Annotated in this window: 2 protein-coding genes; both read left to right on the top strand. The window is 74.5% G+C overall.

Going from position 1 to position 15,683, the window contains the following annotated elements; genetic code table 11:
• The first annotated feature begins 25 nt into the window (after positions 1–25).
• Positions 26–15,475, top strand: coding sequence for an amino acid adenylation domain-containing protein (locus tag ACIBVQ_RS04015; protein ID WP_399175437.1), 15,450 nt, complete (start codon positions 26–28; stop codon positions 15,473–15,475).
• On the top strand, positions 15,472–15,681 hold the full coding sequence (locus ACIBVQ_RS04020; RefSeq protein WP_399175439.1) for an MbtH family protein: 210 nt from the start codon (positions 15,472–15,474) through the stop codon (positions 15,679–15,681). The genes ACIBVQ_RS04015 and ACIBVQ_RS04020 overlap by 4 nt, the downstream gene beginning before the upstream one ends.
• Positions 15,682–15,683 lie beyond the last annotated feature (2 nt).

Consider the following 15,683-nt stretch of genomic DNA (forward strand, 5'->3'; position numbering starts at 1 on the left):
ACGAGATCCGAGAAAGAGGTTCCCCTTGCCCGCGGACGTGCTCGCGCTGACCGGCGCGCAGCTGGGCGTCTGGTACGCCCAGCGCCTCGACCCCGCCGACCCGAGCTTCAACGTCGGCCAGTACGTCGAGCTGTGCGGACCCCTCGACCTGGACCTGTTCGGCGAGGCCGTACGGATCGGAGTCGGTGAGACGCAGGCCCTGAACGTGCGGATCGTGGACGGCCCCGACGGGCCGTGGCAGGTGATCGGCGAGGCTGCGGACTGGGACTTCGGCGTCGTCCGCTGCGACCCCGAGGAGGCGCTGCGCGCCATGCGGGCCGACCTCGCGACCCCGGTCGACATCCTGACCGGGCCGCTGGTCGCCGAGACCCTCTACGAGGTCGGCCCCCAGCGCTATCTCTGGTACCAGCGTTTCCACCACATCCTCATGGACGGCTACAGCTTCGCCCTGCTGGCCGGGCGGGTCGCGCAGATCTACACGGCGCTGGCCGCGGGCAGGCCGTACGGGGACAGCCCGTTCGGGCGGCTGGGGGCGGTCGTCGGCCAGGAGGTCGACTACCGGACCTCCGGCGGGCGCGAGCAGGACCGCGACTGGTGGCGCGAGCACCTCGCCGACCGGCCGGAGGTCGCGGAGATCACCTCGGGGACCTCCACGTACGGCTTCCTGCGCGAGCGGGCCGAGTTCCCCGGCCAAGCACTGCTCGCCGTCGCCAAGGAGGCGGGCGGGACCTGGGCCGACGCGGTGACCGCCGTCACCGCCGCCTACACCTGGCGGATGACCGGCGCCGCGGACGTCGTCCTGGGCATGCCGTTCGCCGGACGGTTCGGCGTGGCGTCGATGCGCGTGCCGGGCATGACGGTCAACGTCCTGCCGGTCAGGCTCCTCCACGAGGCGGAGACGACGCTCACCGGCCTCGTCCGCCAGGCCGCCGCCGAGATCGTCGCCGTCCGGGCCCACCAGCACTACCGGGGCGAGGACCTGCAACGCGACCTCGACCTGGTCGGCTCGGGACGCAGGCTGTACGGCCCCTCGGTCAACGTCAAGGCCTTCGACTACGAGCTCTCCTTCGCCGGGGTCGACGGCGTCACCCGCAACCTCGCCGCGGGCCCGGTCGACGACCTGGAGTTCTCCTTCTACAAGACCCCCGACGACGTCCTGGTCGTCGAACTCGACGGCAACCCCGGCAGGTGCACGCCCGAGACCCTCAGGGCGCACCTGCGGCGCTTCCTCGCCTTCGCCGACGCCATGGCCGCGGCGCCGGGAACGCCGGTCGCGGAACTGCCGCTGATCACCCCGGCGGAACGCGACCTCGTCGTCGACGGCTGGAACGCCACCGGGACGCCCGTCACCGGCGCGACCCTCGCCGAGGCGTTCCGCGCCCAGGCCCGCAGGACGCCGGAGGCGGTCGCGGTCCGCGACCTGTCCGGCACCGGGAGCGGTCTCAGCTTCGCCGAGCTCGACGCCCGCTCCGACCGGCTGGCCGCGCTGCTGCTCGGCAGGGGAGCGGCCCCCGAGCGGACCGTCGCCCTCGAACTGCCCCGCGGCACCGGCATGATCGTCGCCCAGCTCGCCGCCCTCAAGTCCGGCGCCGCCCACCTGGTGCTCCCCACCGACCTGCCGGAGGAACGGCGCGCCTTCCTGCTGGCCGACGCCGGCCCGGTGCTCGTGGTCACCCCGGAGACGCTCGCCGAAGCCGAAACCGAAGCGGGGGCGAAGACCCTCCCCGAGGTGACCGTACGGCCCGCCTCGCTGGCGTACGTGCTCTACACCTCCGGCTCGACCGGCCTGCCCAAGGCCGTCGCCGTCACCCACGCCACCCTCGCCAACCTGTGGGAGCACCACCGCGTCACCCTGCACGCCGGACCCCGCAGGAAGGTCGCGCACTCCTACGCCTTCTCCTTCGACTCGGCGTGGGGGCCGTTCCTGTGGATGGTCTCCGGGCACGAACTGGTCGTCCTCGACGAGCACGAACGGCGTGACCCCGCCTCCTTCACCGGGCTCGACGTCATCGACGTCTCCCCGTCGTTCTGCCTGCAACTGGCCGACGCCGACATGCTCGACCGGGCGGGACACCCCGGGCTCGTGCTGCTCGGCGGGGAGGCCGTGCCGCCCGCGCTGTGGCGGCGGCTGCGCGAGACCCCCGGTGTGCGCGCACACAACCTGTACGGCCCGACCGAGTTCACCGTGGACGCCCTGTGGGCCTGGCTCGACGACAGTGAGGAACCGGTCGTCGGCCGTCCCGTCGGCGGGGCCAGGGCCTACGTGCTCGACGCCCGCCTGGCCCCGGTGCCGCCCGGCGTGACCGGGGAGCTGTACGTCGCGGGCGGCGGCCTGGCCCGCGGCTACCTGAACCGGCCCGGCCTGACCGCGGAACGGTTCGTCGCCGACCCCTTCCAGCCGGGCGGGCGGATGTACCGCACCGGCGACATGGCCCGCTGGCGCACCGACGGGACCCTGGAGTTCCACGGCCGCACCGACGACCAGATCAAGATCCGCGGCCACCGCGTCGAGCTGGGCGAGGTCGAGGCCGCGCTGGCGGCCGTGCCCGGCGTCACCCAGGCCGCGGCCGCCGTGCGCGGCGGGCTGCTGACCGGCTACGTCGTCGGCGACGGCCTGGAGGCCGCCCGGGTGCGGGGCACGCTGGCCGCCCGGCTGCCCGGCTACATGGTGCCCGCCGCCGTCGTCGTGCTCGCCGCCCTGCCGCTGACCGGGCACGGCAAGCTCGACCGGCGCGCCCTGCCCGCCCCCGAGTTCACCGCCACGGGCCGCCCGCCGCGCGACGCGACGGAGGAGACGCTCTGCGGGATCTTCGCCGAGGTCCTCGGTCTGCCCGAGATCGGCATCGACGACAACTTCTTCGAGCTGGGCGGCGACAGCATCACCTCCATCCAGGTCTGCGGGCGCGCCCGCAAGGCCGGGCTCGCGGTGACGCCCCGCCAGGTCTTCGAGCTGAGGACCGTCGCCGGTCTGGCCGCCGTCGCGGGAGCCGTACGGCAGGCCCGCCCCGACGACGGCGTGGGGACCGTCCCGCTCACGCCCATCGTCGCCTGGCTGCGCGACCTCGGCGGCTCGGTCACGGCGTTCCGGCACACCGCCTCCGTGGACCTTCCCGAGGGGGTCACCGGCGAGCGGGTGCTTCAGGCGGTGCAGACCCTGCTCGACCACCACGACGCGCTGCGCGCCCGTCTCAACCCCGACTGGACCCTCGACGTCCGGCCCCCCGGCGCGGTCGCCGCCGCCGACGTCGTCGGTACGACCGCCGACCCCGGGGAGGACCTCGACCCGGCGGCGGGCCGCATGGTCGCCTTCACCCACGAACCGGGACGGCTCACCGTCGCCGTCCACCACCTCGTCGTGGACGGCGTCTCCTGGCGTGTCCTGCTGCCCGACCTGCGGGCCGCCCTCGAAGGACGGCCGCTCGAACCGGTCGGCACCTCGCTGCGCACCTGGGCGGCCACCGTGGCCGACCTGGACGTCTCCGGCGAACTGCCCTACTGGACCGGGGTTCTCGACCGGCCGGGGCCGAGGCTCGGCGCGCGCAGGCCAGGACCCGGCGACACCGTCGGCACCGCCGTGCGCTCCGTCGTCACCGTGCCGCCGGGCCGTACGGCGCCGCTGCTGGCCGCCGCGGCCCGCTGCCGCGCCGGGATGGACGAGCTGCTGCTAGCCGTCCTGGCCAGGGCCGTCGGCGGGAACGAACTGCTGGTGCAGACCGAGGGGCACGGCCGTGACCTGATCGACGACCTCGACCTGTCGCGCACCGTCGGCTGGTTCACCGTCGAACATCCCGTCCGCGTCCGTCTCGACGGAGCCGCGACCCCGGCCGGCACCCTCAGGAGGGTGAAGGAGGCCGTCAGGTCGGTGCCCGGCGGCGGACTCGGCTACGGCGTCCTGCGCCACCTGCGCGGACTGCTCGACGGGCTGCCGCAGCCGCAGATCCTGTTCAACTACCTCGGCCGTTTCGCCGCGGGCGCCGCCTTCACCGCCTCCGACGACCCCGCCATGCCCACGCCGTACGCCCTTGAGGTCAACGCCTTCCTGCACGAGACGCCGCAGGGACCCTCGCTGGCCGTCCACCTGTCGAGCCCGCCCGGCGTGCTCGACCTGGACGACCTCGGCGCGCGCTGGGACACCGCCCTCGACGAACTGGCCGCGACGCCCGACGCGCTCGTCCCGTCCGACCTGCCGCTGGTCGCCCTCACCCAGCGGGAGGTCGACCGCCTGCCCGGGGACGCCGCCGACGTGCTGCCGCTCTCGCCGCTGCAGGAGGGCCTGCTCTTCCACGCCAGCGCCGACGAACTCGACGTCTACACCTCGCTGACCCACCTCGACCTCGAAGGGCCGGTCGACGGGCTGCGCGGGCGGATGGAACGGCTGCTCGCCCGGCACGACAGCCTGCGCGCGGTCTTCCTGTCCGACGGCTTCGACCGGCCCGTCCAGGTCATCCCGGCCCGGGCGGAACTGTCCTGGCGGGAACTCGACCTGTCCGGCGAGCCGGAACGCCTCGACGAGGTCGAACGCGCCGAACTGGCCCACCGCTTCGACCTCACCCGCTCGCCGCTGCTGCGCTGCCTGCTCGTACGGCTCGGCCCTGACCGCCACCGGCTGCTGCTGACCGGCCACCACATCGTCGCCGACGGCTGGTCGACCCCGCTCATCGTGCGCGAACTGGTCTCGGGAACCGCCGAACCGGCGCCGCCGTACCGGGACTACCTGGCCTGGCTGGGCCGCAGGGACACCGAGGCCGACGCCGCGGCCTGGCGCGAGGCGCTGGCCGGGCCGGTCGAACCGACTCTGGTCAGAGGCGCAGAAGCCGCGCGAACCCCCGTCCCGCCGCGTGAGGTGGCCGTCGAGCTGCCCGCCGCCGTGGGGGAGCGGCTCGGCGTGTTCGCCAGGCGGCACGGCCTGACCCTCAACACCGTCGTCCAGGGGGCCTGGGCGATCCTGCTCGGCGTGCTCACCGGACGCGACGACGTCGTCTTCGGCGCGACCGTCTCCGGCCGTCCCGCCGACCTCGACGGCGTGGAGAACATGATCGGCCTGTTCAGCAACACCGTCCCCGTCCGGGTGCGGCTCGACCCGGAGGAGGCGGCGCTCGCCGCGCTCACCAGGCTCCAGGCGGAACAGGCCAGGCTGCTCGACCACCAGTACCTCGGCCTGGCCGAGATCCAGGCCCTCGCCGGGGCCGGGACGCTCTTCGACACGCTGCTCGTCTTCGAGAACTACCCGGCCGGGCAGGGCGTGCCCGGCGGTGAGGTCACCGTGACCGGCGCAGGCAACCGGGGCCACACGCACTACCCGCTGACGCTGCTCGTGCTTCCCTCGGGCAACCCGGTGCTCGGCCCCGACGGCGGCGGGCCCCGCTTCGTCCTGGAGTACCGGCCGGACGCGTTCGGCGACGACGAGGCCCGGGTCGTGGCCGCCCGCTTCGCCCGGGTGCTCGCGCAGCTCACCGCGGAGGTCGCCGTCGGCGAGATCGACGTGCTGATCGAACGCGAGAGCGTCCTCGGCGACTGGATCGCCACCGAGGCGGAGATCCCCGCAGGCACCGTCGTGGACGTCTTCGAGACGCAGGTCGCCGCGACCCCGGACGCGACCGCGGTGGTCTCCGGCACGACCGCCCTGACCTTCGACCAGCTCAACCGGCGCGTCAACCGGCTCGCGCACGCCCTGACCGGGCTCGGCGCCGGGCGGGAGACGCTGGTCGCGCTCGCGCTGCCCCGCTCGGCCGACCTGGTCGTCGCGCTGCTGGCCGTGCTGAAGACCGGGGCCGCCTACCTGCCGATCGACCTCGACTACCCGGAGGAGCGGCGGCGGCTCATGCTCGCCGACGCCCGCCCCGTGCTCGTCCTGACCAAGCTCCCGGAGACCGACGACGGCCCGGAGACCGACCCCGTCGTCGAACGCGACCCCGCGCAGCAGGCCTTCGTCATCTACACCTCCGGCTCGACCGGACGCCCCAAGGGCGTGCAGATCGCCCACCACGGCCTGATGAACCTCTACCGCGACCACCGCGACACCGTCTTCGCCAGGGCGGTCGAGGCGGCGGGCGGGCGGCGGCTGCGCGCCGCGCACACCGCGTCCTTCTCCTTCGACTCCTCCTGGGAGCAGCTGCTGTGGCTGCTGTGCGGCCACGAACTGCACGTCTTCGACGAGGAGACCCGCCGCGACGCCGAGGCGACCGTCGCGCTGGTCGCCGAACGGCGCATCGACACCCTCGACGTCACCCCGACCTTCGCCGAGCAGCTGCTCGACTGCGGCCTGCTCGACGGTGAGCACCGGCCCGTGCTCGTGCTGCTCGGCGGCGAGGCCGTGCCCGACGCGCTGTGGCGCCGCCTGCGTGAGACCCCCGGCGTGCTCGCGCACAACTACTACGGCCCGACCGAGGACACCGTGGACACCCTCGGCGCCGACCTCGCCGACAGCCCCGCCCCGGTCGTCGGACGGCCCATCGCCAACACCCGCGTCTACGTGCTCGACCGCAGGCTGCGCCCGGTGCCGCCGGGCGTCCCCGGCGAGCTGTACATCGCCGGGGCCGGTCTGGCCCGCGGCTACCTGAACCGGCCGGGCCTGACCGCGGAACGGTTCGTCGCCGACCCCCTCAGGTACGGCGAGCGCATGTACCGCACCGGGGACCTGGCCCGCTGGCGGCCCGACGGCACCCTGGAGTTCCTCGGCCGCACCGACGACCAGGTGAAGGTACGCGGCTACCGGATCGAACTGGGCGAGGTCGAGGCCGCGCTCACCGCACAGCCCGGGGTCTCCCGCGCCGCCGTGATCGTCAGGGACGACCGGCTCGTCGCCTACGTCGTCGCCGACGGGCCGGTCGACCCCGGCGCGCTCGGCCTGCCCGCCTACATGGTCCCCGCCGTCGTCACCCTCGACGCGCTGCCGATGAACGTCCACGGCAAGCTCGACCGCGCCGCCCTGCCCGCCCCCGGGGTGAGCCGTACGGCGGGCCGCGCGGCCAGGGACGAACGGGAGGAACTCGTCCGCGGCGTGCTCGCCGACCTGCTCGGCGTGCCCGCGATCGGCGCCGACGACGACTTCTTCGCCCTCGGCGGCCACTCGCTGCTGGCCGCCCGCGCCGTCAACCGCATCCGGCGCGCCCTGGGCACCGGCCTGGCGATCAGGGACCTGTTCGAGGCGCGCACCGTCGCCAGGCTCATGCCCAGGCTCGGCGGCGCCGCCCGCGCGCCGCTCACCCGCATGCCGCGCCCGGAACGGGTGCCGCTCTCGGCCGCCCAGCGCCGCCTGTGGTTCCTGCACCACCTCGAAGGCCCGAGCCCGGTCTACAACATCCCGCTGCGCCTGCACCTGACGCCGGGCGCCGACGCCGCCGCGCTGCGCGCCGCCTGGCACGACGTGACCGGCCGCCACGAGATCCTGCGCACCGTCTACCCGGACGCCGAAGGCACGCCGTACCAGGTGGTCCTGGACGTCCGGCCGCCGCTGACGACCGTGGCGAGCACGGCGGAGCGGCTGGCGGACGACCTCGCCGAGGCCGAGGAGTACGGCTTCGACCTGCCCGCAGAGCCGCCGCTGCGCGGGACGCTGTTCACCCTCGGCGACGGACGGCTCGTCCTGTCGGCCGTCTTCCACCACATCGCCAGCGACCAGTGGTCGGAGGGGGTGTTCCTGCGCGACCTGGCGAGCGCCTACGAGGCAAGGCTGGCCGGGCGGGAACCGGAGTGGCCCGACGTCCTGCAGTACGCCGACCACACCCTCTGGCACCGGGACGTCCCCACCGAGGAGGACGAACGCCACTGGCGGGAGGCGCTGGCGGGCATCCCCGACGAGCTGGCGCTGCCCTACGACCGGCCCAGGCCGCACACCCCGACCCACCGGGGCGCGACCGTACGGCTCCGCCTGCCCGACGACGTCCACCGGGGCGTCGCGGCGCTGGCCGGGCGCGGCGGCGCGACCCCCTTCATGGTGCTGCAGGCCGCCGTCGCCCTCCTGCTGGGCAGGCTCGGCGGCGGGGACGACATCCCGCTCGGCGTACCCGTGGCGGGCCGCCCCGACGAGGCCCTCGACGACGTCATGGGCCTGTTCGTCAACACGCTCGTGCTGCGCGCCGACCTGTCGGGCGATCCGTCGTTCGACACGCTGCTCGGCCGGGTGCGCCAGACGGAACTGGCCGCGCTCGCCCACCAGGACCTGCCGTTCGAGCGGCTCGTCGACATCGTCGCCCCCACCAGGTCACTGGCCAGGCACCCGCTGTTCCAGGTCATGACCCAGTACCACCGGGCGGAACCCGCCGTCGCCCTCGGCGAGCTCGAACCCGACCTGAGCGTCCACGCCCGCTTCGACCTGGCCTTCAACGCCGTGGACGACGGCGAGGCCACGCACCTGTCGATCATCTACGCCCGCGACCTGTTCGACGACGCGACCGCCCACCTGCTCGGCGACCGGCTCGTCCACGTGCTGCGCCAGGTGCTGGCCGACCCGGCGCTGACCGTCGGCGCGGTCGACGTGCTGTCCCCCGCCGAACGCGGCCGGATCACCGGCGAGTGGAACGACACCGCCCGCGAGGTGCCCTCCGGCACGCTCAGCCGCCGCATCACCGCCCAGGCCCGCCGTACCCCGGACGCCCTGGCCGTGGCCGCACCCGAGGGACCTGAGGGGAGGACCTGGCTTGAGCTGACCTACGCCGAGCTGGAACGGCGCGCCGACCGGCTGGCCTGGGAACTCGCCGAGGGCGGCGCCGGGCCCGAGACGATCGTCGCGGTCTCCGTCCCCCGCTCGGCGGAGCTGATGGTCGCGCTGCTGGCCGTGCTGAAGACCGGGGCGGCCTACCTGCCGATCGACCCCGACTATCCGGCGCAGCGGCGTGAGCTGATGCTCGACGACGCCCGCCCCGTCCGGCTGCTGACGGCCGCCGACGTCCCCCGCGAGGGCGGGGACCGGCCCTTCCCCGACGCCTCGGCCCCCGGCGGCCCGGCCTACGTGATCTACACCTCCGGCTCGACGGGACGGCCGAAGGGCGTGGTGGTCGAGCACCGGGCGATCGTCAACCGCCTGGCCTGGATGCAGGCCGAGTACGGCCTCACCCCGGACGACCGGGTGCTGCAGAAGACCCCCGCCGGGTTCGACGTGTCGGTGTGGGAGTTCTTCTGGGCGCTCTGCGAGGGCGCCGCCGCCGTGGTCCTGGCCGCGCCCGGCGACCACCGCGACCCCGCCAGGCTCGTCCGGCTCATCCGGGAGCGGTCCGTCACGGTCGCCCACTTCGTGCCGTCCATGCTGCGGGCCTTCCTGACCGACCCCGGCGTGCCCGGCTGCGTGAGCCTGCGCCACGTCGTCTGCTCCGGTGAGGCGCTGCCCGCCGACCTGGCCGCCGACTTCAGGAGGGCGCTCGGCGCCGGGCTGCACAACCTGTACGGCCCGACCGAGGCCGCCGTGGACGTCACCTACCAGGAGTACACCGGTGACCCCGGAGCCGCCACGGTCCCGATCGGCCGCCCGGTGTGGAACACCGGCGTCCACGTGCTCGACGCCGCGCTGCGCCCGGTGCCGGTCGGCGTCCCCGGCGAGCTGTACCTGTCGGGCGTCCAGCTCGCCCGCGGCTACCTCAACCGGCCGGGCCTGACCGCCGAACGGTTCGTCGCCGACCCGTCCGGGCACGGCGAGCGCATGTACCGCACCGGGGACCTGGCCCGCCGGCGCCCCGACGGCACCGTCGAGTTCCTCGGCCGCACCGACGACCAGGTGAAGATCCGCGGGCAGCGGATCGAGCTGGGCGAGGTCGAGGCCGCGCTGCGCGCCCTTCCCGGCGTACGGCAGGCCGCCGCGGCCGCCGTCGAGGGCCGCCTGATCGGCTACGTCGTCGGTGCTCCAGACGGTGCTCCAGACGGTGCCCCCGACGGCCCGCTCGACCCGGCGGCGCTCCGCGCCGAACTGGCCTCGTGTGTCCCCGGCCAGCTCGTGCCCTCGGTGATCGTGCCGATCGACGCGCTGCCGCTCTCCGTCAACGGCAAGCTCGACCGCCGCGCGCTGCCCGTCCCCGCCGCGCCCGAGGCGCCCGCCGCCGCGAAGCCCGCCAGGCCCGGCGAGGAGGCCATGGCCGCCGCCTTCGCCGAGGTGCTCGGCCTGGGCGCGGTCGGCGTCGACGACGACTTCTTCGGCCTCGGCGGCGACAGCATCATGTCCATCACCCTGGTCGCCAGGGCCCGCGCCGCCGGGCTGACGATCACCGCCAAGGACGTCTTCGAGCACCCGACCGTCGCCGGGCTCGCGGCCGTCGCCACGGCGGCGGAGCCCGTCGCCGCGACGCCCGCGGAACCCGAGGAGGAGGCGGGCGGCCCGCTGCCGCTGCTGCCCGTCATGCACTGGCTGCGCGAACAGGGCGTCCCGGTCGAGGACGTGCACCAGGCCAGGCTGCTGCGGGTGCCGCCCGCGCTCGGCGTCGAGCGGATCACCGCCGCCTTCGACGTCCTCGCCCGCCGCCACGACGCGCTGCGGCTGCGCCTGGCCAGGCCGCACCCCGCGATCTGGTCGGCGGAGATCACCCCTGAGGCGGCCCCCTTCGAGGTGCGCCGGGTCACCGGCCTGGCCAGTCTCGAAGCCGAGTACCGCGCCGCCGTCGGACGGCTCGACCCGGCGACCGGCGCGGTCGTCCAGGTCGTCTGGTTCGACCTCGGCGAGGAGCCGGGACGCCTGCTCGTCGTCGCCCACCACCTCGTGGTGGACGGCGTCTCCTGGCGCTTCCTGCTGCCCGACCTGGCAGCCGCCGTCGAGGGCCGCGACCCCGCCCCCGTCCCCGTCTCCCTGCGCCGCTGGTCACGGCGGCTGAGCGAGGAGGCGCACACTCCCGGGCGGCTCGCCGAACTCGACCACTGGCTGGCGGCCGTCGCCCCCGGCGCCACCCGCCTGGCGGTGACGCCCCAGGCGTCCCCGGTGTCCGCTACGGCGCCCGCCACGCACGAGACCGTCCTGGACACCGCGCTCACCCGGAGCCTGCTTTCGGCCAGGGGCGGGATGAACGCGCTGCTGCTCACCGCGCTCGCCCTGGCCCTGCCCGGCGACGGCCCGGCCCTGGTCGAGCTGGAGGGCCACGGCCGCGAACACGCCGAACTCGACCTGTCGCGCACCGCGGGCTGGCTCACCGCCGTCCACCCGGTACGTCTCGACCCCGGGACCCCCGGCGGCACAATCGGCACGGTCGCGGCGTTCAAGCGGATCAGGGAACAGCTGGCCGCGGTGCCCGACGGCGGCCTCGGCTACGGCCTGCTGCGTCACCTCAACCCGCAGACGGCCGCCGTGCTCGCCGCCGCGCCCCGCCCGGAGATCCTGTTCAACTACCTGGGCAGGTTCGGCGTCGGCGGCGCCGAGGACTGGGGCATCGCCGACGAGACGCTCCCCGAGATCGGGACCGGCGCCTCGCCGTACGGGCTTGAGGTGGACGCCGTCACCCAGGACAGGCCCGAGGGGCCGACGCTGCGGGTCACCTGGACCTCGGCCGTCCTCGACGGCGCGGAACTGGCCGGTCTGGCCGGGCGCTGGGAGGCGGCGCTGGCCGAACTCGGCGCCCCCGGCGCCCTCGACGACGCGCTGACCCCCTCCGACCTGCCGCTGGTCTCCCTCACCCAGGCGCAGATCGACGAGCTGCCCCCCGGCACGGCCGAGGTGCTGCCGCTCGCGCCGCTGCAGGAGGGCCTGCTCTTCCACGCCACCGTGGGCGAGGGCGCGCTCGACGTCTACACCGTGCAGAACTTCCTCGAACTGCGCCGCCCGATGGACGCCGGACGGCTGCGCGAGGCCTGGCGGCGGCTGACCGCCCGCCACCCCAACCTGCTGGCCGGGTTCCGGTACGACGGCCTCGACCGGGCCGTCCAGTTCGTGCCCAGGACGGCGGAGCTGCCGCTGACCGAGATCGACCTGACCGGCCTCACCGGGCGGCCCCTCACCGGGCAGGAGGCGCGGGCGGAGGGCATCGACCTCGGCTTCCTCACCGACCCGGCGCAGCGGGACGCGGTCGCGCGGATCCTGACCGAGGACCGCGCCAGGCGCTTCGACCTGACCAGGCCGCCGCTGGTGCGCTTCACCCTGGTCAGGCTGGCCCCCGACCACCACCTGCTGGTCATGATCCACCACCACATCCTGTGGGACGGCTGGTCGGAGGGGCTGTTCCTGCGGGAGCTGTTCGACCTGTACGACGGGCGCGAGCCCGAGCGGGTCACCCCCTACCGGGACTATCTGGCCTGGCTGTCGCGGCAGGACACCGGCGCCGCGTTCGAGGCATGGAAGCAGGCCCTGGCCGGGCTCGCCGAGCCGACGCTGCTGGCCCCCACCGGGGGCGAGCTGACCGCGGTCGTGCCCGACGCCGTGCTGGCCGAACTGCCCGACGGGTTCGGGCCGAGTCTGGTCGCCCAGGCCAGACGGCACGGCCTGACGCTCAGCACCCTGCTGACCGCCGCCTGGGGCATGGTCCTGGCCGGGGTCACCGGCCGCTCCGACGTCGTGTTCGGCAGCACCGTCTCAGGACGGCCCGCCGAGATCCCCGGCGTCGAGTCGACCATCGGCCTGTTCCTCAACACCGTCCCCGTGCGGATCACCCTCGACGCCGACGAGTCCCTCCTGGACCTGCTCACCCGCCTGCAGCGCGGCCGCTCCGCCGTACTGGCCCACGAACACCTCGGGCTCGGCGAGATCCAGCGGGCGGCGGGACTCGGCCAGCTCTTCGACACCCTGTACGTGCTGCGCAACTTCGGCGACGACGAGGAGGAACGCCTGCGCGTCACCGCCTCCTACGGCATCGCCGAGATGGACAGCGTGGACGGCACCCACTACCCGCTGACCCTCGTCGTCACCCCGGACGAACGGCTCAAGGTGTCGCTGGCCTACCGGCCCGACGTGTTCGACCGGCCGCTCGCCGAGGCGATGCTCGCCCGCTTCACCCGCCTGCTCGAACAGATCGCCGGGGACCTGACGACACCCGTCGGCCGCCTCGACCCGCTCGGGCCGGACGAACGACGGCTGGTGCTCCAGGAATGGAACGCCACCGATCACCCGCTGCCGGACAAGACCGTGGCCCGCCTCCTGGAGGAACAGGCCGCGCGCACCCCCGGCGCCGTCGCGCTGGTCTTCGGCAGGGAACGCCACACCTACGCCGAGCTCAACGCCCGCGCCAACCGCATCGCCAGGATGCTGGTCGGCAGGGGCGCCGGGCCGGAGCGGATCGTCGGGCTCGCGCTGCCGCGCTCGGCCGACATGGTCGCCGCGCTGTTCGCGGTGCTCAAGACCGGCGCCGCCTACCTGCCGCTCGACCTGGACTACCCGGCCGACCGGATCGAGCACATGATCGACGACGCCGGGCCGGTGTGCGTGCTGCGCCCCGGGGACCTGGAAGGCCTGGACGGGCTGCCCGGCGACGACCTGGGCCTGGAGTTCCCGCTGAGCCACCCGGCGTACGTCATCTACACCTCGGGCTCGACGGGGAGGCCGAAGGGCGTCGTCGTGCCGTACGCGGGCCTGACCAACATGCAGTTCAACCACCGCAGCGAGATCTTCGACCCGGTCGTGGCCTCGGCGGGACGGCGGCTGCGGATCGCGCACACCGTCTCCTTCTCCTTCGACATGTCGTGGGAGGAACTGCTGTGGCTCGTCGAGGGGCACGAGGTGCACGTCCTGGACGAGGAGATGCGCCGCGACGCGCAGTCGCTCACCGCCTACTGCGCCGAGCACCTCGTCGACGTCGTCAACGTCACCCCCTCCTACGCCCAGCAGCTCGTCGAACACGGCCTGCTCGAAGGGCACGTCCCGCCGCTGGTGCTGCTCGGCGGCGAGGCCGTCGGCCACGCCCTGTGGGAGACGCTGCGCACCACGGAGGGGACACTCGGCTACAACCTGTACGGCCCGACCGAGTACACGATCAACACCCTCGGCGGCGGCACCGGCGACAGCGTCACCCCCATCGTCGGCCGCCCGATCTGGAACACCCGCGTCTACGTGCTGGACGACCGGCTGCGCCCGGTCCCCGTCGGCGTCGCGGGCGAGCTGTACGTCTCCGGGATCGGCCTGGCCCGCGGCTACCTGAACCGGCCCGGCCTCACCGCGGAGCGCTTCGTCGCCGACCCCTTCCAGGACGGCGAGCGCATGTACCGCACCGGCGACGTCGTGCGCTGGCGCGGCGACGGCAACCTCGACTTCCTCGGCAGGGCCGACGACCAGCTGAAGATCCGTGGATTCCGGGTCGAACCCGGCGAGATCGAGGCCGTCATCGCCGCCGAACCCGGCGTCGGCCAGGTGGCGGTCGTCGCCCAGCCGGGCCCGGTCACCCGCCTGGTGGCCTACGTCGTGCCCTCGGGGGACGGCCCCGGCGACCTGGCGGCGTCCCTGCGGGAGCTGCTGCCCGGCTACATGGTGCCCTCGGCGTTCGTCACCCTCGACGAGCTGCCGCTGACCATCAACGGCAAGCTCGACCGCAAGGCGCTGCCCGCCCCGGACTTCGCCGCCGCCGTCTCCTCCCGCGAGCCGCGCGACGAACGCGAGGCCGCCCTGTGCCGGGTCTTCGCCGAGGTGCTCGGCCTGCCCAGGGTCGGCGTCGACGACAGCTTCTTCGAACTCGGCGGCCACTCGTTGCTGGCCATGCGGCTGGCCGCCAGGATCAGGACGGAGCTCGGCACGCCGCTCAAGCTGGCCACCGTCATGGCCGCCCCGACCCCGGCGGAGCTGGCCGTACGGCTGGCCGGGGGAGCGCCGGGCGGATTCGACGTGATCCTGCCACTGCGCGCCTCGGGCGACCTGCCGCCGCTGTTCTGCGCGCACCCGCCCGCCGGGTTCGCCTGGCTGTACGGCGGGCTGCTGCCCCACCTCGACCCGCGCAGGCCCCTGTACGGCATCCAGGCGCCCCAGCTGACCGGGGAGGACTTCGCCCCGGCGACCATCCGCGACCTGGGCCGGGCCTACGCCGACCGGATCGCCGCCGTCCAGCCCGCCGGGCCGTACCACCTGTTCGGCTGGTCCTTCGGCGGGCAGGTCGCCTACGCGATCGCCACGGCGCTGCGCGAGAGGGGGCAGGAGGTCGCCTTCCTCGGCGTGCTCGACACCTTCCCGATGGACGCCGAGGAGGAGCCGAGCCGCACCCCGCAGGAACTGGACGAGCTCAGCCGGGCCGAGACCGAGGAGTTCCTGCAGGGGCTGCGCGAGTCGGCGGGCGTGCTCGCCGACTTCGACGACGCCACGGTACGGGCCATCGCGACCGTCCACCGCGCCTGCATGGACCTGCTGCTCGGCGCGGACTACGCCCGCTACGACGGCGACCTGCTCGTCGTCACCGCCACCAAGGATCGGGTGGAGACCGGTGACCACCTGCAGTGGGCCGCCCACGTGGACGGGGCGATCGTCAACCACGACGTGGACTTCACCCACGCGGAACTGCTCACCCCCAGGGCGCTCACCGTGATCGGCCCCATCGTGGACCGCGCGCTCAACGAGATCCAGACCACGAGACCAGCACAGGAGAACCCCCGATGACCAATCCCTTCGAAGACGCCGACGCCCGCTACCTGGTGCTGGTGAACGCCGAGGGGCAGCACTCGCTGTGGCCCGCCTTCGCCGACGTGCCCGGCGGCTGGGAGAACGTCCACGGCCCGGCCTCCCGCGCCGACTGCCTGGCCTACGTCGAGGCCAACTGGACCGACATGCGCCCGAAGAGCCTCGTCGCCGAGATGGGCGGCTGAGC

It is taken from the genome of Streptosporangium sp. NPDC049376 (assembly GCF_044466505.1).
Taxonomy (GTDB): domain Bacteria; phylum Actinomycetota; class Actinomycetes; order Streptosporangiales; family Streptosporangiaceae; genus Streptosporangium.